Below are 23,059 nucleotides of genomic sequence, written 5' to 3' on the forward strand. Positions count from 1 at the left end.
GCTATATATTTGTGCCATGATTCTTTCTGATAAAAGTATACTAGAAGAAATTGAAAAAGGAAACATTGTGATCGAACCATACGATCGCAGCAACCTTGGCTCTAATTCCTATGATGTGCACCTGGGTAAGTACCTGGCAATATATAACGATACATTGCTCGACGCCCGTAAACACAATACTATCAGCCACTTTGAGATACCTGAAGAAGGGTATGTGCTGCAGCCTGCTTCATTATATTTGGGTGTGACAATGGAGTATACCGAGACACATGCTCATGTGCCTTTTCTGGAAGGTAAATCATCTACCGGCCGCCTGGGCATAGATATCCATGCCACTGCGGGCAAGGGTGATGTAGGCTTCTGCAATGCCTGGACTTTGGAAATTTCATGCGTACAACCGGTGCGTATCTATGCGGGTATGCCTATTGGCCAGCTCATTTATTTCCCGGTTTTGGGAGACGTGATCAACCCTTACAATAGTAAAGAAAATGCAAAGTATACCGGCCGCAACATGAAGCCTGTAGAAAGCATGATGTGGAAGAACAAATTTTAATTGATCCTTTAGCGATATTTCTAAATAAACGAACCCAATGTGGTTCGTTTATTATTTTACCCCTGCTTCAATACCTTCTGCTCATTTGTTACTTTTGCATTACAACATGTCACAACTAATCATTTATACAGATGGGTCGTCGAGAGGCAACCCGGGCCCGGGAGGATACGGTATTGTAATGCAGTGGGGTAGTACGGTAAAAGAACTTTCGCAGGGGTACAGGCTTACCACCAACAATCGTATGGAACTGTTGGCGGTTATCGTAGCGTTAGAATCACTTACACGTCCAGGTATCGACGTGACGATTTACACTGATTCGGCCTACGTGGTCAACTCAATAGAAAAGAAATGGGTGTTTGGATGGGCAAAAAAAGGATTTGTAGGTAAAAAGAATGCAGATCTGTGGGCGCGCTTTTTGCTGATCTATAAAAAACACAATGTAAAGATGGTATGGGTGAAAGGCCATGCCACTAATGCAGGAAATAACCGGTGCGACGCATTGGCAACAGAGGCTGCCGACAGTCGCAAATGGCTTGAAGACGTTGGCTACGAGAAAGAAACGGCTTAGAAACATCAACTAAACCCGAATGTCATGGTGAGCCGCGCCGAACCATAACATTTGCAGCGAACGTATTCGTTTTGGATCACCACAAACCCACTTTTAGGCTTTAACTTTTAACTTTTGACTTAATTATGAAATTCTATAAATACCAGGGCACCGGAAACGACTTTATCCTCCTCGACAACAGAGCAGGAAACTTACAGCTAACTACCGCGCAGATAGCCGGCATGTGTCACCGCCGTTTTGGGGTAGGTGCGGATGGCCTAATGCTTTTGGAGCAGGTAGATGGCTATGATTTCCGCATGGTCTACTACAATTCTGACGGCAGCGAAAGCACTATGTGCGGTAATGGTGGCAGGTGCATCACTGCTTTTGCAGCGCTTCTTGGCGTTATTGGCGATAAGGCGCGTTTCCTGGCAGTAGATGGTGAGCATACCGCCACTATTCACCTCGATGGAACGATCAGCCTGCACATGTCAGACGTTGTGAACATAGAATTCAACGAAGATTTCACCGTACTCGATACAGGTTCTCCACACTACGTAGAATTTGTAGAAGACGTGGTAAACATAGATGTATATAGCGAAGGGTATGAGATCCGCAATCAGGACGAATACCAGCCGGCCGGCATCAATGTGAACTTTGTACAGATAGTAGGCGATACACAGCTACTGGTGCGCACCTACGAGCGGGGAGTGGAAGATGAGACACTGAGTTGCGGTACAGGTGTCACTGCTGCCGCTATTGCCGCTACCGGCGATACCACAGGTATATTTCTTACAGAGATAGAGACGCCGGGTGGAGTACTTCAGGTATCTTTCACAAAAGACACCCCAACCAGTGCCAAAAATGTGGTGCTCATTGGCCCCGCAGAATTTGTGTATGCCGGTGAGTTCGCATCGCGGGATATAGAGATATCGTTGAATTAGTTCTGGCACGAAAACAGATTTTTTTCTATGGAGTGCTACGTTGTTACTTTCATTCGCAGAGTTATTGGTATATCTTATAGCATGATTGCATGAAATATTTTTGTGCCCGCTAACTTCGCACCCTAAATTATTACTAATGGCATATCGCTTTAGTCACATTCCCGCTCAGGCCACCGGTTATTTTTCCCGGTTGGTTACAGACTATCTCACCCATCAGGAGGGCATAAAGTCCTTTTTTAGGTTCGACTGGGACAGTAAGGGGTTGAACGAAGCGATAGCCGCCCGCGCTAATTATCCGGTCAACAGGCAGGTGTTGACGGAATCATTAAGCAGGCAATATGCTGATCTGCAAAAGCACGAAAAAGTAGAAAAGAATCTTGGATTACTGGCAGAAGACAATACTTATACGATCTGCACCGCCCATCAGCCAAACCTACTTACCGGCTACTTATACTTTGTTTACAAGATTCTCCATACAGTAAAGCTGGCAGATGAGTTGAATATAGCTCACCCAGACAAGAATTTTGTGCCTGTCTACTACATGGGTAGCGAGGATAATGACATTGAAGAGTTGGGTGTGTTTAAGTTTCGCGGACAAAAGTATGTGTGGGATGGAGATGGACAGAGTGGAGCGGTGGGTCGTATGAATACTGCGGGACTGAAAAAGATGCTCAATGACCTCTTTAAGTTATTTGGCCCTCCCGGTAAAGATGCTGAGCGCCTACAGGAGCTATTCACACAGGCGTATCTTAAACACAAAACAGTAGGTGCCGCCACCCAATATCTGGTCAATGAACTCTTTGGTCGGTTTGGTGTTATAGTGCTTGACCCCGATGATGCAGCATTGAAATCTACTTACATCCCCGTAATGGAGGATGAATTGTTGAATCAAAGTTCATCGCCCATACTGGCAAAGCAGATTGCACTGCTGGGTGCTAATTACAAGATACAGGCCCACCCGCGTGAGATCAATCTCTTCTACCTTGCCGATCAGATCCGCGAGAGAATTGAAAAGAAGGATGATCATACATGGGTAGTGCTGAATACCGATATCAGTTGGAATAAAGAACAATTGCTTGCAGAATTGCATGCCCATCCTGAAAGGTTCAGTCCCAACGTAATGCTACGCGGACTTTACCAGGAAACTATACTGCCCGATGTAGCCTTCATAGGCGGTGGCGCGGAAGTAGCCTACTGGATGCAGCTCAAAACTCTATTTGAATATTACAATGGTTTCTTCCCCTGTATATACCTGCGCCAGTCGGTCATGATCATGAATGCCCCGCAGGAAAAACTACAGCACGACCTTGAATTTTCACTGGAAGAAATTTTTCAAAAAGAGGAAGAACTCATTAAGCTCTACGTAGCCCGATATAGCACCAGCGACTATCATACCGATCACGAAGCGGCTGCCATAGACGAGATAATCACTTCTATAAAAGCTAAGGCTGTGCATATTGACAAAACCCTCGGTCCATCAGCCGAGGCTGCGCTAACCCGCATGAAATACCAGCTGGAAGTACTGCAGAAAAAAATGTTGCGCGCCGAAAAACGCAAAATGGAGGTGCAGCTGAATCGCCTTTCGCGTCTAAAAGATGCGCTCTTCCCTAATGGTGGACTACAAGAAAGGGTGGACAATTTTTCGGAATATTACATGGAATACGGCGAATCATTTTTCGATGCTATAGTTGAGGGTATAAAGCCATTTGGCGGCGAGTTTTTGGTTATTCATCACTCATAGAGGAGTCTATCAGTATCAGCAGTCTTTTTTAGATATGCTGGAACTATCTGCATTCTGCATATCCTAAAATTCCCCGCTTGTCCTCGTTTGTAACGAGGATGAAACGGTACGGCGTTTGTAACGCCCGTGATAAGCACTACCTCATCAACTCGCCGTATGTCATCGTCCTATAAACCGATGTCGTATCCATCGCAAAGTACCTTGCATTAATGCCCCTTGCCGGCACCTTCTCAAAGCAACCGAGCAAAGTGTCTCTACTATCAGTATTAAAGCTCTTCAGCATACCGCTATCGGCACAGATAAATGTTCGTTGGGGCACCTCACCATCCAGTTTTGATAACAAAATACTCTCCACAGGCGTGCCCCAGTTCATGATCAGTTGTTGATTGGCGTTCTCCGACTGGGTCACTATCGCTTTTGTCAATCCCTGCTTTTTCATTTGTTCTTTTATCTGTTCAAGCGTAGCCACCCGATCTGTAAATAATTTTGATGAATGTTGAATATATCCCAGTCGTATGCCAAATACCAAGGTGAGCAGCACAATAGCATACTGTTTCTTCAATGCAGGCAATGTATAACAGACAAAAGGGGCGCAGCAAATAATGCTCAGGGGCATATATTCGCTCTCCATGTAAAACAGCCAGTCCTTTACTTCGCGGTAAGTAATGCAGATGAGCAATATATAACCGCAACTTGCCACAACAGTATATGCTGCCAGCAGGTATTTTTTTTCTTTAATCAAAGAGAACAGCCCTACCACAGATAACAACAGCACCAACCAGTAATTGGTGATACAATGCTTCACAAATGAATGTAGTTGTGGTGCCGATAATATGGTCTTCAGGCCATCGGCTTTCAATTGCGTTACAAACTCTATCTTGCCACTATCATACCCATGGTGCATTCCCTGGTAAAATTTCATGAAGGACAGTCCGAGCAATACCACGCTATATATGATCAGCTCTCCCTTAGAAACGAATTTGTTGCTATTATCAATTATGTAGAAAAACCATAGAAACAATGCGGCCAGCATCACCAGTGGATGCGTCCATATGGCCAGCGCGGCTAGTAAGATAAACACTGCCGAAACCGCAATCTTAGGCCGATCCTTATGCTTCATATAGCTGGTTACCGCAAAGGCGATCATCAGCCAGGTAATACCCTGATGTACCTCGTTATTGGTCCAGAAGTAGGTGTCACTTACAAACAGAGTCAAATAAAAGGTAAGCAGCAGGGTGAGGTCGTATCGCTTGTATTTGAAAGTGAGTAAGGCGCTTGTTCCCAGGAAAAACAGGTTAAAGCTGGCGGAGTATAGTAATATCAACGCAGTTAACGGCAGGTGCATCCTTGCCCCGATCAGTGGGAAAAGCTGCATTATGAACGAGCCATACCTGTTTTCAGCTATCTGTAGTTTGTTTTCATTTATGATCTTAAAGAGTACATGCGGTGCATCAGAAAACAACATCCGCTCCTTAAAATAGATCAAACTGCCGATCAGCAAAATTATCTGGCAACACAACGCTATTATGGCATAGCTTTTGTGCTTGGTGTCGGTAGCGTAGATGTTGGTCACGGGCTAAATTTAGTGAAGATGTGGAAATAAATTCGACGTCATTTTTCATATTGAAAATAGCAAGGTTATAGCCAAATATCTGTACTAGTGATAAGTAACAGATAATAGGTAATTTTTAATGTGGTAAAATGTTCACCTCAATATAAAATTGGCATTTATTTTACTTGCCGTCCCTTATCTTTGCGCCCGCTCTTATTTTATAATACTATGTGTAGAATAAGTTTATTTATCTATAAAATTCATTAACTAATATATCAAAGGCTTTTTAGCTACAGAAATTGTGATGGTGTTGAAATGTAAACTATTTGTGGCTGCTACTATCGCAGCATTGGGCTTCTCTACCAGTTCTATCGCCCAGGTCTATCCCGAAGACATTCTGAAATACAGCAAAAACTACTTCGAATCGGGCGCTAAGGCAGGAGCTGATTTTCAGCAATTGTCTGCACACCCCATTCTTGCAGATTACAGCGTGGGTGGAAATGCAGGTATATATGTGAAGAGAAGGATAAGAAATTTCGGCATTCAGCTGGAGGTTTCTGCGAGCAATGCGCAGTACACTACCCAATATCCTGTGGCGTTCAATTACGAGTTGTCACATACTCATTATGCCGATAGTTCTACCAAAGGCATCTTCAATGCCTTATACCTGAATGTACCTTTATTATTAGAAGTAAGACCGGGAGAGCATTTTGCGTTTCAGTTTGGTGCGCAGTATAGCTATCTGCTCAGCTTCAAGGACAAAAACACTGCTTTTGCAGCTCGTTATGGTACTGATCAGATCCTCAATAAGAGCAATATAGCCCTAGTTACAGGATTTGAGCTGGACATCTACAAAGACTTCAAAATGGGTGCCCGCTATGCTATGGGTACTTCAGATATGAATGCCGGTAAGTTCAAACCGCTAACCGATAAGTGGAGCGCCAATAGTGCCCAGGTATTCTTCCTGTATAGGTTTGAAAAGTGGGGCAGGCGCTAAGTCATTTTCGGGCGTTATATTTGTAGCACATTTGAAAAACTGAAAACATGAAACGCATTCTACTATTTTCGTTGCTTGCCATTAATCTTTTCATGGCTACTGTTCATGCACAATCACCCGTTAAGCCTGATCTCGGTATCAAGTTGGGTGCAAATTTCGCTCATTTGGGTGGAGATCATTGGGAGCAATCTTACCAGCCGGGCGTACTTGCCGGTGCTATTGTAGGTGTGCGTAAGCATAAAGTAGGCCTCCAGGTAGAGTTCCTGATAAATACTGCTCACTATACTACAAAAGATCTTGTTGACTCTGTTCGCAAAGGAGATTTTCGTGCTACTTACTTCGATATCCCGGTGATGCTGGAATACAGGCTCATCGGTGCTAAACTGGCACCAAAGGTGTGGATAATGGCGGGTCCTCAGTTCAGTAACCTGATGTCTGTAAAAAGTCTTAATGCGTATGCCAACGACGTAAAACAGTCATTTAAGTCAGGTACTGTTTCAGCAGTAGTAGGGCTGGAAGTAAGGTATGCTAAATTTACCCTTGGTGGTCGCTATGTAATTGGGCTAACCAGCATCAATAACGAAGATGTAAGCACCGTAAAGCAGTCATGGAGCAGCCGCTCAGGGCAGGTTTACCTTGGCTTCAGGTTTATATAGTCGCCATATTGGCAAGAGTGATTCGTGTACCCGCAATCACCCTTGAATAACAAAAAGCAAAAGCGGTGGGTCATTGCAAGGAACGAAGCAATCTCACGTATGGACGTATTCGTTTTGAATCCAAAACAAAAGATAATAAGATTGACTTCATACAAATAAAATAGCCGATCAGGTTTGCCGATCGGCTATTTTATTTAATATCTTTTGTCAGGGTCAGATATTCCCGCTTTCATTTATTGTGATACTATAGGAGGAACAAACATATGGTTGGGACAACCATATCGTTTAGTTGGGGTGCACGATGCCATCACCACTACAGCAAAGATTGCAGTAGCTATTGGTATCAGGCGGCGAAATTTAATGGTTCTCTGCATACATTAAAATTATGAATAGTAAAAACGTCAATTAACTTTGTACGAAGTTAAGGAAAAAAATATGAAACACATTCACTTTATAGCCATCGGCGGTGCCATCATGCACCAGCTAGCTTTGGCACTACATAGAAAGGGTTATATCATTACAGGCAGCGATGATGAGATCAACGATCCCGCAAAAAGTAACCTGGCAGAAGCCGGTTTGTTACCTGCTGCATTTGGTTGGTATCCCGAGAAGATAACCACTGATCTTGAGGCAGTTGTACTAGGTATGCATGCCCGCGCAGATAATCCGGAATTGCTTGCTGCAAAGAAATTGGGAGTGCCTATTTATTCATTCCCTCAGTACGTGTATGAGGTAAGTAAGAACAAAAAGAGGGTAGTGGTAGCGGGTAGCCACGGCAAGACCACCATCACCTCCATGATCATGCACATCCTCAAGCACCAGGGCCTCGATTTCGATTATCTGGTTGGTACTCGTGTTGCAGGTTTCGATTCATCGGTTAAGCTTACAGATGCGCCGATCATTGTACTTGAAGGTGATGAGTATCCTGCTTCGCCCGAAGAACGCCGGCCCAAGATATTCTTCTACCATCCACATATCAGCGTACTCAGCGGCATAGCCTGGGATCATATCAATGTATTCCCTACCTACGAAAATTACTTCAGCCAGTTTGAGCAATACCTTGCTGGTATGGACAAGGAAACAGTAGTGTTCTACAACAATGAAGATACCGAGGTACAGCGAGTTATTGCCGGTTCTGCAGGTCACGTAAAGACGGTTTCTTACGATACCCCTCCCTTTCACTACGTAGATGGTACTGCTGTTATGGATACCAAAGCCGGCCCGGTAAGCGTATCTGTCTTTGGCAGGCACAACTTGCTTAATATGCAGGCAGCTATCGACGTATGTATGGAATTGGGTATTTCTGAGGCTGACTGCTACACCGCTATCGCCTCATTCACCGGTGCTGCCCGCCGCTTAGAGAAGGTGAAGGAAGAAAAGAACCTGCTGGTGTACCGCGATTTCGCCCATGCACCCAGTAAACTACGTGCAACCCTCAATGCCGTCCGCGAGGCTTATGCCGACCATCATCTGGTAGCCTGCTTCGAATTGCATACTTTCAGCAGTCTCAATGAAAAGTTCCTCAGCGAATATGCGCACAGCATGGATGCGGCTGATGAAGGAATCGTCTATTTCAGTCATCATGCACTCGACCTGAAAGGTCTGCCAACCCTGGAAAAGAGTATCGTAAAAGACTATTTCCGTAGAGATGATATCACAGTGATCGACAATAAAGAAGAGTTGGAAACAAGTGTGCGTAACATGATCAGCCATAAAAATAAACCCGTGTTTCTGTTGCTTATGAGCTCGGGAACTTTCGAGGGAATTGATTGGAATAGCGTAAGTTCGCACTAGATTTATAACAGCAACATGTCTAAACTTTCTTTAAAAAGGCCAATAGTGTTTTTTGACCTCGAGACTACCGGTACCGACAACGTGCGAGACCGCATAGTGGAATTGGCTTTTGTAAAGCTGCTGCCCGATGGCAGCAAGGACAAGTATGTGAAGCGCATCAACCCTGGCATGCCTATACCCGCTGAATCATCGGCCATACATGGCATTACAGATGAGGCTGTAAAAGACGCTCCACAGTTCAAGCAGATAGCCCACGATCTATATAATTGGATGAAGGGCTGCGACATTGGTGGCTACAACTCTAACAGATTTGATATTCCATTGTTGGCAGAAGAGTTCTTGCGTGCAGGTGTAGATGTAGATTTTACTGAGCGAAACATGGTAGATGTGCAACAGATTTTCTTTAAAATGGAAGCGCGTACGTTAAGTGCAGCATATAGCTTCTATTGCAATAAGGAAATGGAAAATGCGCATAGTGCGGAAGCTGATATTATGGCAACGATCGAAGTATTGGAAGCCCAGCTCGATCGTTATGAAGGCATTGCTCAGGATGTACCCTCGCTGCATAAATTTACCAACACAGAGGAGTGTGTCGACTATCCGCGCCGTATGGTGATGAAAGACGGCCATCCGGTGTTTAACTTTGGTAAGTACAAAGGCCGGAAAGTAGAAGAGGTGTTCACGTCAGAGCCTCAATACTATGATTGGATGATGGGAGCCGATTTTGCGCTGCATACAAAGCAGAAAATATCAGAAATATACAATAGAATGAAGTTGAAAAAAGTGGGTTTTAAGTCATAATAAGGCAGATTTTATATTAATTAACTTTGCTTTGCAATTTATTTTGCACTTATTACCCAACAATATTATTATTTTGCCGTTTCCAATTTTAAAATTTTCTTGAAAAAACTTGTCATAATACCGACCTACAACGAGAAAGAGAACATCGAAAAAATTATCCGTAGGGTGTTTTCTTTATCCGGAGGCTATCACTTACTGATCGTTGACGACGGCTCGCCCGACGGCACTGCCGACATTATCAAAGGCTTGCAAACCGAGTACGGTGGCCGCCTGAACATATTGGAGCGTAAAGGTAAGTTGGGTTTAGGTACAGCATATATAGCAGGCTTTAAGTGGGCATTGCGCAACGATTATGATTACATTTTCGAGATGGATGCCGATTTTTCACACAAGCCCGAAGATCTGGAAAGGTTATACGAAGCTTGTACGCACGGTGCCGACGTTGTAGTGGGTTCCCGTTATGTAAGGGGCGGCAAGGTGGTCAACTGGCCTATGGATCGTATCATGATCTCTAAGGGTGGTGCATTTTATACCAAGCTCATTACCTGGATGCCCGTCAGCGATCCTACAGCCGGATTCGTTTGCTACAGCCGCAAGGTACTTGCCACCATCCCTCTAGACGAAGTTCATTTCATAGGTTACGCTTTCCAGATAGAAATGAAATACCGCGCCTGGAAACTTGGCTTCAAAATAAAGGAAGTGCCGATCACCTTCGAGGACCGCAAAGAAGGGGTTTCTAAAATGAGCGGCAACATCATAAAAGAAGCCATGTATGGTGTCTGGAAGATGAGGGGTTTCAGCAATAAATAGCGAATATTTCAGCCGATATTGAATCGTCGAATTTGGCATTCTGCTAGGACGCATAATTGCGTCTCCTCCCAAACTGAGCACAAGCAATATATGGCCTCTGGAAAATGAGGAGACAGCAATAAATAATACAAGTATTAATTATAGAGTGAAAAGGTTTTAGCACTGCTGAAACCTTTTCCTTTTATACAAATGTTTAAGGAATAAGCGATTTTAACCATTAGTTTATCGCCGCCTGTGGAATCTGAGCAGTTATTTTTTAATCTGTAATTCAGCCTCCCCCAAAAAACCATCTCACTAATTTCCCCCGTTTTTCGTATTATTGAATAAGCAAATCCACGCGTTTTATGAACAAACTATATACTATCTCGATCTTATTCTGCCTGATGGTTTTGGGTACAAAATCCCATGCACAGAACATCCTCGTGGTTAACGACAATGACAATATCACCTACAATACCGATACCTTTTTAAGCGACCTTAATCATGCCATCTACAGCAGCTATACTTACTGGAGTGCCCCCGATTCTGGTTCAGGTCCTACCGCTGCATATTTAGCAGGCTTTGATATGGTTGTATGGTACTGCTCCACCGATGGTGCAGGATTGCAGATATGGGAGGGTGGTACATCACCCACCGGCAATAGTGACCTGATCAATTTTGCAGCAACCGGCAAGCCGGTGTGGGTAATTGGCTCCGATGTGCTTTATCAGGTTCATGGAGGATTGGATACAATGGTTGCCGGCAATTTCGCTTATGATATAATGGGATTGGCTTCATACAATGTGCAGTCATATGCGAACGATGGCGGAACTGGTTGTCCTTCGGTTGATCGTATTGTTACAGCTCCGTCTGTTTTCCCGTCTACCTTGCGCTGGATATTTCCTACCGCATGGTATATAGATGGATGCATGCCACTGGCATCAACTATGCCTATCTATGAGATGAGTGGTCCATCCTATATTTTCAATGGTCGGCAGTGTATGTTTCATCATAAAGAACCTGGATTCTCCGTTATGAGCACATTATTTGACCCTTCCCTTATCGATAGCTTTGCGCACAGAACCGACTTTATCGAAAGAAGCGTTACCTATCTATTGGGGGCTTCAGTTGGCGTAAGCAATGTAAATCCTTCCACTACAACCAGTCTTTACCCTAACCCGGCATCAACTGGCTTTACCCTGGCCATTTCATCGGCAAAAAGTACTGGCGCCACCCTGGAGCTGTTCAATGTTTTGGGTAGAAGGGTTCAACACACAAACGTGACGCTGGAGATAGGTATGAACAAAATTCAAACTTCTGTTGGCGATTTGGTTACCGGTGTGTATTCTTTAAAACTTACCGGGGCAAATGGAGTGCCCATCTACACAGGATCTTTTAGCAAACAATAATATTTCAGGTTAGGTTGCTGATAGAGTATCCTTGGCAATATCTCTTGAATGGTTTGATTTGTTGAGGCTGGTCTGCCGGAGCATGTTTGTGGATCAATGATGACCATCATACCGTCATTCCCTCATTTTCCCTACATTTATGTGCTTCAAAATGAGCGCACTATGCGGCATTTTTAGCGTTCCTGCCGGTAGGTAGGGTTTTGACTTTTAACTTTTGACTTAGACAATGATGGATACCCCACGATATAAAGAACTGCAACAGGAACTGGCTGCACAGACTGATGAAAAAGGACGCATAGACACGTTACTCAGTATAGCTGTAGAAGTAAGAAATTTTGAAGTGGATGAGGCAATGAAGATAGCCGATGAGATCATTTCCCGCTCTAAAGCTATTTCATACACTGCCGGGCTTGGTCATGGTTTAAAAATGAAAGGGTCCTGCCACTGGTTAAAAGGAGAATATGAAGCCGGGCTGGAAGCTTTAAAGGAGGGTATGGCCGTAGCTATCAAGATCAAGGATAAGCGCATGCAGGCGCGTATTCTGTATTATTTTGGTAATATTTACCGCGACCAGGGTGACCTTGCGAGTGTACTGACTCACTTCGAGCGGGCGCTCACCATATATGAGGAACTGGGCGACGAGTTTTCCCAATCAGTAATTCTTACTAGTATCTCCAACCTGTTGTATGATCTTAATGACTACGACAGTGCACTGGAATATGCGTTAAAATGCTTGCCGATATTTGAGCGGGCACGTAGTGTTAACAGCCTTACCAATATCTATAATACACTAGGTAATATCTACTTCAAGAAAGAACAATTTACAGAAGCGCTGCATTATTTCCGGGAGAATATAGAATTGTCTGAGTTTGAAACGCTGGCCTATGTAATGGCCGAAAGTGGACTAGGTAAGGTCTACTACAAAATGCAGAATTTCGAGGAGGCCCGCAAATTCCTCACCAATGCGCTAAATGTGTCACAGCATCTGGGTAATGTAGAAGTGCAGATCATTTGCGAGTTCTACCTCGGTCGTATGTATATGGATGAGGGCTCTTATCGCAAAGCATCTGATCTATTGAAGCAGGCCTATAATATGGCCACGGAGTATAACCGACGTCACGACCTGATGAGCATACATGAAATGCTCTCTGCGCTCTATGATGCTATGGGCGACATCCCCAAGGCGTTCCATCACCTCAAATCTTTCGAACAGCTCAAAGAAGAAATATTCAAGCAGAAGATCATCAACGAGCTGCGCAACCTGCAGGTACGTCAGCAGATAGAGTTGGCGCAGAAAGAGAAAGAGGTGGCAGAACGCACAGCCTTTCTCAAGCATCAGTTCATGGCCAATATGAGTCATGAGATCCGCACACCTATGAATGCCATAGTGGGAATGACGCGTTTATTGTTGTCTAAAGACCCTAAGCCCAACCAGCTGCGGTACCTCAATGCCATCCAGCTATCGGCAGATAACTTGTTGGTCATTATCAATGACATTCTCGATCTTTCTAAAATAGAGGCCGGTAAAATAGAAATTGAACATACCGATTTTACCATTCGGGAGGTGCTGCAGAGTGTGCGCGATATGCTCATGTTCAAGGCAGAGGAAAAACATATAGAATTACGTATCAATACCGATAAAGATATTCCTAACAGGCTTATTGGCGACCCCACAAGGCTTAACCAGGTACTCATTAACCTAGCCGGTAATGCAGTTAAGTTTACCGAGCGCGGCTATGTGGAAATAAAGACCAGTCTGATAAAGAGGGCCAGCAAGCTATGGATACAGTTTGATGTAATAGATACAGGCATTGGTGTTTCGCCTGATTATGTCGACAAAATATTTGACAGCTTTACTCAGGCAGGTAGCGATGTTGCCCGAAAGTTTGGGGGCACAGGCCTTGGGCTCACTATATCTCGGCAATTGGTTACGCTTATGAACGGAGATATCTCAGTTAAGAGTGAATTGCAGAAGGGAACTACGTTTACGGTTGTTATTCCTTTTGAGGAAGCTACTGTGCAGGAAAGTGAAATAAAAGAAAGTATGTTAGATGCTGCCGCTATGGATCGGCTGAACAATATCCGGGTATTGCTGGTTGAAGATAATGACTTTAACCGAATGGTTGCCGAAGACACTTTGAAGGAACTCATTCCCAGCATGGCACTTGATATTGCTGTAAATGGAGAGGATGCTATCAACAGGTTGAAGGCCGATACTTACGATGTAGTGCTTATGGACATACAAATGCCTGTAATGGATGGCCTTACAGCTACTAAGTTTATCCGGAATAAGATGGAAGAACCATCAAAAAGCGTAAAGATCATAGCTATGACGGCCAATGTGCTGCAGGAAGATGTGCAGATGTACCTTGATGCTGGTATGGATGCCTACGTCTCCAAACCATTTCACGTTGATGAATTACTACTAAAGATCCATGAAGTTATTGGCAACAATATGCCCGCAGTTAACAACTCAAAACAAGAACCTATGCCCGAAGAAAAAGCACTTCCGGAACATGTAACCGACAGGATGTTCCTGAAACAGTTTACCGGTGGTAAACCCGATAAAATGCAGAAGTACATATCCATGTTCCTCGATAATGCACCCAAATTACTAGGCAGCATAGATGTTGCAATGGAAATTAAAGACTACCCGTCAGTAAAGATCGCAGCCCATTCGCTTAAGCCCCAGTTGTCTTATATGGGTGTTAAGGAGGAAGTAAGTAATATTCTGCTTATTGAACAATCAGCAGGGTCTTCGTCTCAGCAAGAGAAACTGCCCGAACTGATCAGATTGCTGAAAAGAGTGTGCGCAAAAGCCTTTGAAGAGCTAAAAAATATAGAATAGAAAAATATATTGAACAGATAATATGGCATATTATTTTTTCATGATTACTTTTGTAGATTAGTTACCGAATACAAACATCATATGGCCATAGATCAGAGTACACAATACATTTTCCTCGTTGACGACGAGCCGATCCAGAACGAGATGCTGAAAGACTACCTGTCTGAGCGTTTCGAATACAAGATCAAAACTTACGATAGCGGCGAAGGCGCAGTAAAAGACATGCAGCTCAATCCGCAGATCATTGTTTTGGACTATCACCTAAATGCTCACCTGCCTAATGCGCAGAATGGAGTAGAGGTGCTGAAATCGATCAAGGAAATGCATCCTGAAGCTAAGGTGATCATGCTTTCAGGTCAGGATAAGATCGAGATTGCTGTTGATAGCATGAAGTATGGCGCTTATGATTACGTCATCAAGGGCGAAACAGCCTTCTCACGCATGGAGAACATCATCAACAATATCGATGAACTGTCTAACATTAAAGCCGCGAACAAAACATACAGGGCTATTATTACTTCATTGATAGTTGGTTTGATATTCATTATCTTGCTGTCTATATTTATGGTAATGCGCCTTAGATAATCGTTCTTATTTTTGGGATAAGAACCGGACTAACAAAAAATGTATAGCCCTGAAAGGGCTTGGTCAAGAGAGTAGGCGTAAGCCTTTGGTTTTAAATTAAAAGGACAAAGCCTTGTAGGGGCGTAATCCTGTCAGGTTATTGAAAAGGGTGAGGCTCCACAAAACAAAACTAAATGAAAACAGTAATAGGAATATTTTTAGCGGCTTCGGTAAGCATAGCGGCCATTTCTGCCAATGCCCAGGTTAAGAAGACAACAAAAACTACCGTCAAAAAAACGGTAATTACAACCACGCCTGCTGCCACTACTACCAAAACAACCACCGTTGTTAAAAAGGACACAGTAGTAAGGCGTCGTATTGTAAAGCATTACAAAGCCAGGCCAAAAGCATCTCAGAAAGAGGAAACTATTGAGATAGCTAATAGCGATGGTGCTACCGTTATTGAGGTAAATGATGGTAAAACTTACGTTAATGGTGAATTGATATCTTCTGATAATCAGAAAGGAAAGAAGAAGATCATCATCAATAACAAAGAGAAGGAAGAGAAATTAGAAAGGTCGAATCCTATTCCTGAAGATGAATATGTTGATCATTCCCGTCGCACTGTATTGGGCGTGCTTACCGATCAGTATGGCGACTATGATGGCGCGCATGTAAGCTCTGTAGTACGTAATAGCCCTGCCGATGAGGCTGGTTTGCTTCCGGGTGATTTGATCATCCGCATCAATGGCCGCGAAATAAGAGACTCCCGCGATTTGGTTAGTGCTATCAACGACCATGATGGCGGAGAGCGCATCATGATCACTTATGATCGCCGCGGTCGCATTTTGCATGCTGAAGCGGAACTGGCTGAAACAAGCCTCGGTCGCAGAAACCAGACTTACGAATATACAGTTCCGGATCTACACGGCAACCGTCGTATTCCTGGCCCATTCCTCAATGCCTATACTTATAATACTGTTGACAACTACTTCGACTATACTCCGCAAATGGGTATTACTGCCGAGGGAGCAAGAAATGGCAGGGGAGTGGCAATACTTGATGTAAAGGCTAACTCGCCTGCAGATTATGCTGGTCTTCAGAATGGTGATGTGCTTATCAGGTTAGATCACCTTCGTGTTACTACTGTTGGTGACATACAGGATATTCTAGACGACACATGGCCAAACCAAAAGGTAGCTATCGAATTTAAAAGAGATGGTGTTATCATGTATACTTATATGAGGTTCACTAAAGAAAAGACAAGAAAAGAACTATAGTACAATACTGCCAATATTCAGGAGCGCAAAGTCAAACCCTTTGCGCTCTTTTTTTAAGGAGAATAAACACGGAATAATTCCAAAGTTTCTAGAAATCGTTAAAGTACTGCAGCGCACACTCTCCTCCTTTTGAAGGAGGAGTACCCTCGGAACGAGGGGGAGGAGGTTACAACGTCGGGACGTATTCGTTTTGATAAATCACTTTCTTCTCCGCGTTTATCGGCGGATACCCCGGTTAGGTGTTTATAATGCCTATCAACTAATAAATGCCATGAATACCACAAACAAAACATACCGCAATTGGTTTTTCCTCGGGCTGCTCGTCCAGGTAATAGCGGCATGCTTTAGTGTAGGTTGGTTGCACCCCGATGAGCATTTTCAGATCCTCGAATTCTACAACTACAAACGCGGCCTGTCCCCCTTATCTGATTTGCCGTGGGAATATGGGGCTAAATGCCGCTCTGCGCTGCAACCTTTTATTGTTTATTGTTACTCGTCTGTACTGGCTTTGATCGGCATCACAAGTCCTTTTGTGCTGGCTTTTCTGCTGCGCTTATCAATGGGTGTACTCACCTGGTTCACAGCTATCAGGCTCATAAAAGTGCTTTCGCCGGGTTTTACCACAGAAAAGGGAGCTAGGTTGTTTGCTGCCTGTAGCTTATTCCTTTGGTTTGTTCCCTACCTGGGTGTCCGTTTTTCTGCCGAAACCATTTCTGCAGATTTCTTTTTCCTTGCACTATCGCTTATGTTGCAGGTAACCAACATGGCCGGTGTACGTAAAGTCCTTTCCCTGTCAGCTGCCGGATTGTTGCTGGGCTTCACACTCTTCCTGCGCCTGCAAATGAGTTTTGCGTTTGTAGGATTGGGCATCTGGTTGCTGTTTGTAGCCAAATGGCCATTCAAAGACTTGTTAATACTTACCTTCTTTGCTGTGATGGCAATGGGCCTCTCTGTTTGTATAGACCATTGGTACTATAATGAATGGATCTTTGCTCTCTATAATTACTTTGACGTAAACATTATTCAGAATGTAGCCGCTAAGTTTGGCGTATTCCCATGGTATTATTACTTTCCTCAGTTTATTGAGAAGGGTATAGCACCCATTGCACTGGTATTGTTATTTCTGTTCTTTAAGGGTATCTGGAAGCGGCCGGTCGATCTGTTCTCATTGGTCTGTATCACTTTCCTCTTTGGGCATTTCTTTATTGGGCACAAAGAACTGCGATTCTTGTTCCCGGCTTCTTTTGCCTTTATCTACGTCGCTTGTCGTGGTTTTGATGACTTGCTCCCGGGTATAGTGGCGAGTAAAGGCTATAAGTTTGTATTTAAATTACTGGTGGTAGTTAATATAGGCGTATTGGTCTTTAAGATATTCACTCCTTCTAAGGAACTTGTAAAGTACTACAGTTTCATCTATAGCTATGCGCAACATACCCCTACCCAAATAGTCGCATTCGAAAAATCGCCCTACAAAGAAGATAAAGCTGAATGTAATTTCTACAAGCCCTTGCCGGGAACAATGGATATTGCGGTGCTGCAAGATACTTCAGGCCTAAAAGACGTGCTAAATGCAAGCAATAAAAAAGCCGTCATCTACCTCGGCACTAGTGTACATCCACCGAAAGAACTAGACGGCTACCGTACCGAACTCATCTATTGCCAGCTGCCTGCATGGGTACTCAAGTACAACTTCAATCACTGGCAGGATCGCTCATTTATATGGGCTGTTTTTAGGGCGTATCCAAAGTAATTAACCGCCAATGCTTAACGGACATTCAGTAGAGTGGACTACCGTAAATGCACTATATTCTGGGTTGACTTTTATGTTTTGACTTTTGACTTTTAACTTCCGTTCTGTCACCTCGTGATACATTATGCTGTAGTAGCTTCTTAATGACACAATACCCAATACAATACCTACTACAGCTCTTATTAGCAACCACTTGTTTAGCTTAATGTCTTTAGCGCAGTACAACAGCAAAAACGGGAATGACTGATACGGGTATCTTGTAGAAAATTGGGCCGCACTCTTAATGGTGGTTATAGCTATAAATGTAGCTGCGAACAACAGGAATATCTTCCATGCATTATTTCTATCCTCACTGATGTGAAGAACAGTAGCAACAATATGTAGGGCACACATACACCACATCAAACAAGGTATAGCGGAGGAGAGTATATGATCTACAAAATAGCCAGGACCTGCAGGCAGCTTGGTGCTCAAAGATTTGAGTGGTACAAAGTTGATATGTAATACAGTAACGTTAAGTACTAAAAGCAATATAAAGAGCGCACCTAGTGCCTTATAGTACACCGCAGGTAGTTTATACCAGGTTGGGTTGATAATAAGGACAAATACGCACAGGTAGCTGAAAGCATATGTGAGAAACAGCGGCTTTATGCCCGATTGTATGGTCTGGACGTGTGGGGGCACCAATCCCTTCCATATATAGAATACAGCAAGCGGTGCAGCCATTGCCAAAAGAAAGTAGGATAGTATTGCGGGAATATTGCGGTCTTTTTGCAAAAAGAAGAGGCAGGCTGCTGCGGGTAATACCATCAGGAAAGGTGTTCTGCCTATAATGGTCAGTGACATCAACAGGCCGGAAACAGACATCAGCAGGAAGCTGTTACGGTGTTCTTTTGCTGACATAAACAATGCATATACCGATAATAGCAAGAAGAGAATAGAGGGTATTTCCGTAAGTGCCAGACCACCTGTTGTCCATGTGCCGGGGATAGCAAATATGAGCATCGATTTGATGATCGGGTTTTCCACATTTTCCTCCTTCATCATCTTATGCAAAAGGAAAATACTGCCTAGCAACATCAGCATGTTCACCAGTCTGTATTGCACAATAGTGGTTATGCCAATAGCCTTTAACGGAGTATAGATAAACTGGTATAGTGGCCCCGGAGATTGGTTCCTTATGCCCCTGATAAATTCAACTGAAAGACCACATCGCTCCAGCAGTGGTATATTGCTGACGAAATTATTTTCATCATAAATAAGCCTGAGCGGAGAAATGCATATGAGGATAATAAGAATAACAGGTGCTGCAATAAGTACGCCGGCCAGTAAATATTTAATGGTTTTATTATCGTTCATTCCTGACTTATTCAAAAAATATGCACTATAAAATAATGAAAAAACAAATGTATCGTAAAAAATCTGTTTGGAGTAGCTTTTAGATTATTTTTCCATGAAAGGTTTGGACGTTACCCGGCTGTTAGTCCTTCTATATATGCCTTTGCCTGATCTTGTGTGTAAAAGGAAAAGTTGCGGTATCGGTGGTGCACATCTATGATCTCCTCAATAGCATCGTTTACGAGGGCTTTATTTTCCCACTGCAGTATGTCGGCCATTACAGTTTCCAAGCAACCCTTCTTGTAGGCGATTTGGCCCATTACGTGCACCAGTGTCCATCTTACCCTGCGTGTCGTATCATATTGCAGTTCTTTGAGCAGCGGCAATATATCCTGCGGATGGGTGCGGCCGCGCAACTCTATACCATGGCATATTTCCCGGCGGATCTCCTTATCCTCATGGTGCAGGTATTTGCGAGCCCATTCTATGACAGGTATCGGGTTCTTTTCGCCCATTTTCTTTACAGAGCCTATAACTGCATTTCTTACCGAATGATGCTCGTCGAATAAGCCAGTATCAAAGTAGCGGGCTACAGTGTCAAAGTCATACTTGCCTATTTCACCTGCGGCATTTACAACGGTCTGCCTCACCTTTGCGTCGCCGGAAGTAAAGAGTTGGTTAAGTGCATGCAGCAACGCGGGCAATAGCTCCCTGTCGCCCTTATAGATCTTACCAACAGACAGGTATGCCGACTTACGGATGTAAGTATCCTCATCGGCAAAGTAGTGTAGCAGATAGCCCTCTGTACCCCCGCTGATATCAGCCGCTATATTGCGGTCTACCTCCGCAATGATCAGCACCCGTTCATCTTTACTATTGTCGTAAAAGGCCATATATGTAGTGGTAAAATGAAAAGCACATAAAAGCAGCTGCTTTTATGTGCTTCCCGTCTTGTTTTATCTGTAAGGAATTAGTTGATTCCCAATAGTTCTACTTCAAAAATAAGCGTAGTATTAGGGCCTATTGTTGGTCCTACCTGCCTGTCGCCATAGCCAAGGTGCGGTGGTATAAAGAAGCGCCATTTGCTGCCTACGCCCATTAGCTGTACGCCTTCTGTCCAACCTTTGATAACCTGATTGAGCGGGAAAGTAGCCGGCTGACCTCTCTGTACAGAGCTGTCAAATATAGTGCCGTTGATGAGGGTGCCGTGGTAGTGGCATTTCACCTTGTCTGTTTCCCGTGGCTTGTCGCCGGTGCCAGCTGTTATTACTTCATATTGTAGTCCGCTGGGCAGTTCTGTAACACCAGCTTTTGATTTGTTGGCGGCCAGAAAATCCTGTCCTTCCTGCAGGTTAGCAGCGGCTTTTTCATTCTTCATTCCAAATAATCTATCGGCTATACTCATAAGATCTAATTTGCAGCAAAACTATCAATTTTCGGCTAAAGAGGTATTTATTTTGGCAATAACACAATGGATTTTTAATATTTAGTTGGTATTGTTTTTATACAAAATGAACCATTACGGAATAAAAGTTTTATCTTTTACTTACTAAAAGCATTGGCTATGGATCAGCACTATCTTGTACCCCAGCAGCATACAGGACCATCTAAAGACTTAGAACACTCTGTAACCGGCGAATCATTGGAAGATGCAGAGGATTGGTTTATAGATGCCAAAGACAGGATGCTGGATGTGAACAACTGGAAGAACTATGCTACCACTTTCAGCGCGGCTTTTGTGCTTACAGACAGCCATGGCAAACCAGTGAACCGCAGTGCACACAGGGGTGATCATATCCGCATAGATATTCCCGGGCCAGGGCCTGCCGCGGGAGGGGGTTACGATTGGGTGTTGATAGAGTCGGTAGAGTATGATGATTACCCCGATGATGAACGGGAAACATTTGCTATGCGCGTACACCCCGTTGCGGATCCGGCAAAGGCAGCTGGTGCTACTGCCCACTTCTTTAGCGAACAGGCTTCCAGTACATTTGTGGTGGAGCGGATAGGTAAGTATCTGAAAGCGTCTTATCATGGCAGGAACGAGGAGATCAATAAAGAGGGTAGTGTATTGGATAATGTACGAAACAGCCTTGTGGGCTTTACCGCATGGCTGGGCATGTCTGATGCGCAATGGGCGAGTCTCATAAAGGGATTTTTAGAGTGAGAATTGGACAATCCGGCAATTTAACAATGCCCTGATGCAAAAAATAATCGGGCACGGGTTTGATTTAACTGGTTGATAATTAGTTGGTTAAGGAAAATGGGTATGCCCGATCATGCCCGATTGGTGAATTTGGCAATTCGGCAATTTAACAATGCCCGACCTGATGCAAAAAATAATCGGGCATGGGTTTGATGTAATTGGTTGATAATTAGTTGATTAAGAAAAATGGGTATGCCCGATCGTGCCCGATTGGTGAATTCGACAATTTGATAATTCGGTAATTTGACAATGCCCGACCCGACGTCATCCCGATTGTGGCGGTTTGAGTGCCTCAGCGTGGCAATCGTCAAGCGCCTAATAGCGGATTTTTTTCATCGGGCGTTACAAACCTACCTACCGGCAGGCAGGCGCCCTGCCGGTGAATCCTCGTTACAAACGAGGATCAATGTTTAATTTTTTTTGAAAAGTGGCAGTTTTTCGTAAAAGTGGCAGTTTTGTGTTAGTAGTTTCAGTTGTATGTGTGGATGGGTAAGGTTTTTGACGGATTTTAACAAACTGCTACTATCTGCCACTTCCTGCCACTTTCTGCCACATGGTGCCAGTTTTAGTTTATGTTGTTGATTTGCTCAGTCGATGAGGAGACGCAATTATGCGTCTCTACCAGAGTTGTCACTTGTTGTTATCTGGCTGCTGTGGGAACGAGGGGTGACATAACGTATCTACGAACACCAATTTTTGTAAGACTTTTCCAGTGGAAGTTTTTTCTTGTTTGCGGAAGTTTTGTTTCGTGTGTTTTGGTTGTATTGTGCCGTGGGTAAGGGTTTCGTGGCGTTCTAACAAATTTCACAAAACTTCCACTTTCTTCCACTTTTTTCCGGTTTCTTCCACTTTTTCGTGCCTCGTTTCTAAAGAGGTTTACATGTTGGTATTTGTATGGGTAATGACGGCATTGTAAACGCCCCGCCGGGCAGATCCTCGTAACAAACGAGGACCAGGATAGGTAGTGACGGGCGTTGTGAACGCCCTGCCGGTGGATCCTCGTTACAAAGGAGGATCAGGATAGTTTGTATAATATGGTTGCCGCAGGGCTGAAGATATTCAGCCCCTACGTGTGTTGCGTGTTTATTCATAGGGTTCATAATGTCAAAGAGCGTGTCGTCCCTCACCATGATAAACTCCTGGTAAACCGGAGCTAAGGATGACGAATTTGTATTTCGGTGCAAATTAATTCGGGAAATGAAATTCTGCAAATAAACATATCCACAAAATTGAAGGCGCAATCGGCTGGGATTCACTGTGGGTAAGGGTTTGAGGTGGGTGATTTTCTGT

The 23,059-nt window shown here is 43.8% G+C and carries 19 protein-coding genes; 15 read left to right on the top strand and 4 right to left on the bottom strand.

The features are described 5' to 3' along the window. Positions 1 to 16 precede the first annotated feature (16 nt). The 4 genes from dcd to bshC all read left to right on the top strand — a co-directional run bounded on the left by dcd (position 17) and on the right by bshC (position 3,785). On the top strand, positions 17 to 553 hold the full coding sequence (gene dcd, locus CJD36_RS00110) for a dCTP deaminase (RefSeq protein WP_105037084.1): 537 nt from the start codon (positions 17 to 19) through the stop codon (positions 551 to 553). 106 nt (positions 554 to 659) lie between these two features. Beyond that, on the top strand, positions 660 to 1,121 hold the full coding sequence (rnhA, locus tag CJD36_RS00115; RefSeq protein ID WP_105037085.1) for a ribonuclease HI: 462 nt from the start codon (positions 660 to 662) through the stop codon (positions 1,119 to 1,121). 125 nt (positions 1,122 to 1,246) lie between these two features. Continuing rightward, positions 1,247 to 2,044: a diaminopimelate epimerase gene (gene dapF / locus CJD36_RS00120; RefSeq protein WP_105037086.1), complete on the top strand. Its 798-nt coding sequence runs from the start codon at positions 1,247 to 1,249 to the stop codon at positions 2,042 to 2,044. Positions 2,045 to 2,180: 136 nt separating this feature from the next. Continuing rightward, positions 2,181 to 3,785, top strand: coding sequence for a bacillithiol biosynthesis cysteine-adding enzyme BshC (gene bshC, locus CJD36_RS00125; RefSeq protein ID WP_105037087.1), 1,605 nt, complete (start codon positions 2,181 to 2,183; stop codon positions 3,783 to 3,785). Positions 3,786 to 3,921: 136 nt separating this feature from the next. Here the strand turns inward: bshC and CJD36_RS00130 are convergent, their stop codons facing one another. Further along, positions 3,922 to 5,358 (bottom strand): hypothetical protein, encoded by a 1,437-nt coding sequence (locus CJD36_RS00130; protein ID WP_105037088.1) that lies wholly within the window; start codon positions 5,356 to 5,358, stop codon positions 3,922 to 3,924. Positions 5,359 to 5,647: 289 nt separating this feature from the next. Between CJD36_RS00130 and CJD36_RS00135 the strand changes: the two genes are divergently transcribed. The 10 genes from CJD36_RS00135 to CJD36_RS00180 all read left to right on the top strand — a co-directional run bounded on the left by CJD36_RS00135 (position 5,648) and on the right by CJD36_RS00180 (position 18,225). Beyond that, positions 5,648 to 6,334 (top strand): porin family protein, encoded by a 687-nt coding sequence (locus CJD36_RS00135; RefSeq protein WP_161499155.1) that lies wholly within the window; start codon positions 5,648 to 5,650, stop codon positions 6,332 to 6,334. A gap of 47 nt (positions 6,335 to 6,381) precedes the next feature. Further along, on the top strand, positions 6,382 to 6,990 hold the full coding sequence (locus tag CJD36_RS00140; protein ID WP_105037090.1) for a porin family protein: 609 nt from the start codon (positions 6,382 to 6,384) through the stop codon (positions 6,988 to 6,990). Positions 6,991 to 7,425: 435 nt separating this feature from the next. After that, the gene (locus tag CJD36_RS00145) at positions 7,426 to 8,784 is read left to right on the top strand and encodes a UDP-N-acetylmuramate--L-alanine ligase (RefSeq protein WP_105037091.1); all 1,359 of its coding nucleotides are present in this window, start codon (positions 7,426 to 7,428) and stop codon (positions 8,782 to 8,784) included. Positions 8,785 to 8,799: 15 nt separating this feature from the next. Then, entirely contained in the window at positions 8,800 to 9,585 is a 786-nt protein-coding gene (locus CJD36_RS00150; protein WP_105037092.1) for a 3'-5' exonuclease, read from the top strand. Positions 9,586 to 9,684: 99 nt separating this feature from the next. Continuing rightward, positions 9,685 to 10,395 (top strand): polyprenol monophosphomannose synthase, encoded by a 711-nt coding sequence (locus CJD36_RS00155; protein ID WP_105037093.1) that lies wholly within the window; start codon positions 9,685 to 9,687, stop codon positions 10,393 to 10,395. A gap of 344 nt (positions 10,396 to 10,739) precedes the next feature. After that, a complete protein-coding gene (locus CJD36_RS00160; RefSeq protein WP_105037094.1) occupies positions 10,740 to 11,783 on the top strand; it encodes a T9SS type A sorting domain-containing protein in 1,044 nt (347 codons plus the stop codon). A 226-nt stretch (positions 11,784 to 12,009) separates the two neighbouring features. Next, a complete protein-coding gene (locus CJD36_RS00165) occupies positions 12,010 to 14,631 on the top strand; it encodes a tetratricopeptide repeat-containing hybrid sensor histidine kinase/response regulator (protein ID WP_105037095.1) in 2,622 nt (873 codons plus the stop codon). Positions 14,632 to 14,712: 81 nt separating this feature from the next. Beyond that, positions 14,713 to 15,216 carry a response regulator gene (locus CJD36_RS00170; RefSeq protein ID WP_105037096.1) on the top strand — a complete coding sequence of 168 codons (504 nt, stop codon included), beginning with the start codon at positions 14,713 to 14,715 and terminating at the stop codon, positions 15,214 to 15,216. A 173-nt stretch (positions 15,217 to 15,389) separates the two neighbouring features. Continuing rightward, positions 15,390 to 16,475, top strand: a complete 1,086-nt coding sequence (locus tag CJD36_RS00175; RefSeq protein ID WP_105037097.1) for a PDZ domain-containing protein — start codon at positions 15,390 to 15,392, stop codon at positions 16,473 to 16,475. 271 nt (positions 16,476 to 16,746) lie between these two features. After that, complete coding sequence (locus tag CJD36_RS00180) at positions 16,747 to 18,225, top strand: glycosyltransferase family protein (RefSeq protein ID WP_105037098.1); 1,479 nt, start codon at positions 16,747 to 16,749, stop codon at positions 18,223 to 18,225. On the opposite strand, the gene CJD36_RS00185 is transcribed toward CJD36_RS00180, so the two are convergent. The 3 genes from CJD36_RS00185 to CJD36_RS00195 form a co-directional block, all read right to left on the bottom strand. Continuing rightward, positions 18,226 to 19,584 (bottom strand): hypothetical protein, encoded by a 1,359-nt coding sequence (locus CJD36_RS00185; RefSeq protein ID WP_105037099.1) that lies wholly within the window; start codon positions 19,582 to 19,584, stop codon positions 18,226 to 18,228. Positions 19,585 to 19,694: 110 nt separating this feature from the next. Then, on the bottom strand, positions 19,695 to 20,456 hold the full coding sequence (locus CJD36_RS00190) for a HEAT repeat domain-containing protein (protein WP_105037100.1): 762 nt from the start codon (positions 20,454 to 20,456) through the stop codon (positions 19,695 to 19,697). A 77-nt stretch (positions 20,457 to 20,533) separates the two neighbouring features. Then, positions 20,534 to 20,968, bottom strand: a complete 435-nt coding sequence (locus tag CJD36_RS00195; protein ID WP_105037101.1) for an FKBP-type peptidyl-prolyl cis-trans isomerase — start codon at positions 20,966 to 20,968, stop codon at positions 20,534 to 20,536. Positions 20,969 to 21,127: 159 nt separating this feature from the next. On the opposite strand from CJD36_RS00195, the gene CJD36_RS00200 reads away from it, so the two are divergent. Then, on the top strand, positions 21,128 to 21,730 hold the full coding sequence (locus CJD36_RS00200) for a hypothetical protein (RefSeq protein WP_105037102.1): 603 nt from the start codon (positions 21,128 to 21,130) through the stop codon (positions 21,728 to 21,730). Positions 21,731 to 23,059: the final 1,329 nt, after the last annotated feature.

It is taken from the genome of Flavipsychrobacter stenotrophus (genome assembly GCF_002954265.1).
GTDB lineage: Bacteria > Bacteroidota > Bacteroidia > Chitinophagales > Chitinophagaceae > Flavipsychrobacter > Flavipsychrobacter stenotrophus.

Coding starts and splice junctions, on each gene's coding strand:
- dcd (WP_105037084.1), top strand. CDS start 17: ATGATTCTTTCTGATAAAAGTATACTAGAAGAAATTGAAAAAGGAAAC.
- rnhA (WP_105037085.1), top strand. CDS start 660: ATGTCACAACTAATCATTTATACAGATGGGTCGTCGAGAGGCAACCCG.
- dapF (WP_105037086.1), top strand. CDS start 1,247: ATGAAATTCTATAAATACCAGGGCACCGGAAACGACTTTATCCTCCTC.
- bshC (WP_105037087.1), top strand. CDS start 2,181: ATGGCATATCGCTTTAGTCACATTCCCGCTCAGGCCACCGGTTATTTT.
- CJD36_RS00140 (WP_105037090.1), top strand. CDS start 6,382: ATGAAACGCATTCTACTATTTTCGTTGCTTGCCATTAATCTTTTCATG.
- CJD36_RS00145 (WP_105037091.1), top strand. CDS start 7,426: ATGAAACACATTCACTTTATAGCCATCGGCGGTGCCATCATGCACCAG.
- CJD36_RS00150 (WP_105037092.1), top strand. CDS start 8,800: ATGTCTAAACTTTCTTTAAAAAGGCCAATAGTGTTTTTTGACCTCGAG.
- CJD36_RS00160 (WP_105037094.1), top strand. CDS start 10,740: ATGAACAAACTATATACTATCTCGATCTTATTCTGCCTGATGGTTTTG.
- CJD36_RS00165 (WP_105037095.1), top strand. CDS start 12,010: ATGATGGATACCCCACGATATAAAGAACTGCAACAGGAACTGGCTGCA.
- CJD36_RS00170 (WP_105037096.1), top strand. CDS start 14,713: ATGGCCATAGATCAGAGTACACAATACATTTTCCTCGTTGACGACGAG.
- CJD36_RS00175 (WP_105037097.1), top strand. CDS start 15,390: ATGAAAACAGTAATAGGAATATTTTTAGCGGCTTCGGTAAGCATAGCG.
- CJD36_RS00180 (WP_105037098.1), top strand. CDS start 16,747: ATGAATACCACAAACAAAACATACCGCAATTGGTTTTTCCTCGGGCTG.
- CJD36_RS00185 (WP_105037099.1), bottom strand. CDS start 19,584: ATGAACGATAATAAAACCATTAAATATTTACTGGCCGGCGTACTTATT.
- CJD36_RS00190 (WP_105037100.1), bottom strand. CDS start 20,456: ATGGCCTTTTACGACAATAGTAAAGATGAACGGGTGCTGATCATTGCG.
- CJD36_RS00195 (WP_105037101.1), bottom strand. CDS start 20,968: ATGAGTATAGCCGATAGATTATTTGGAATGAAGAATGAAAAAGCCGCT.
- CJD36_RS00200 (WP_105037102.1), top strand. CDS start 21,128: ATGGATCAGCACTATCTTGTACCCCAGCAGCATACAGGACCATCTAAA.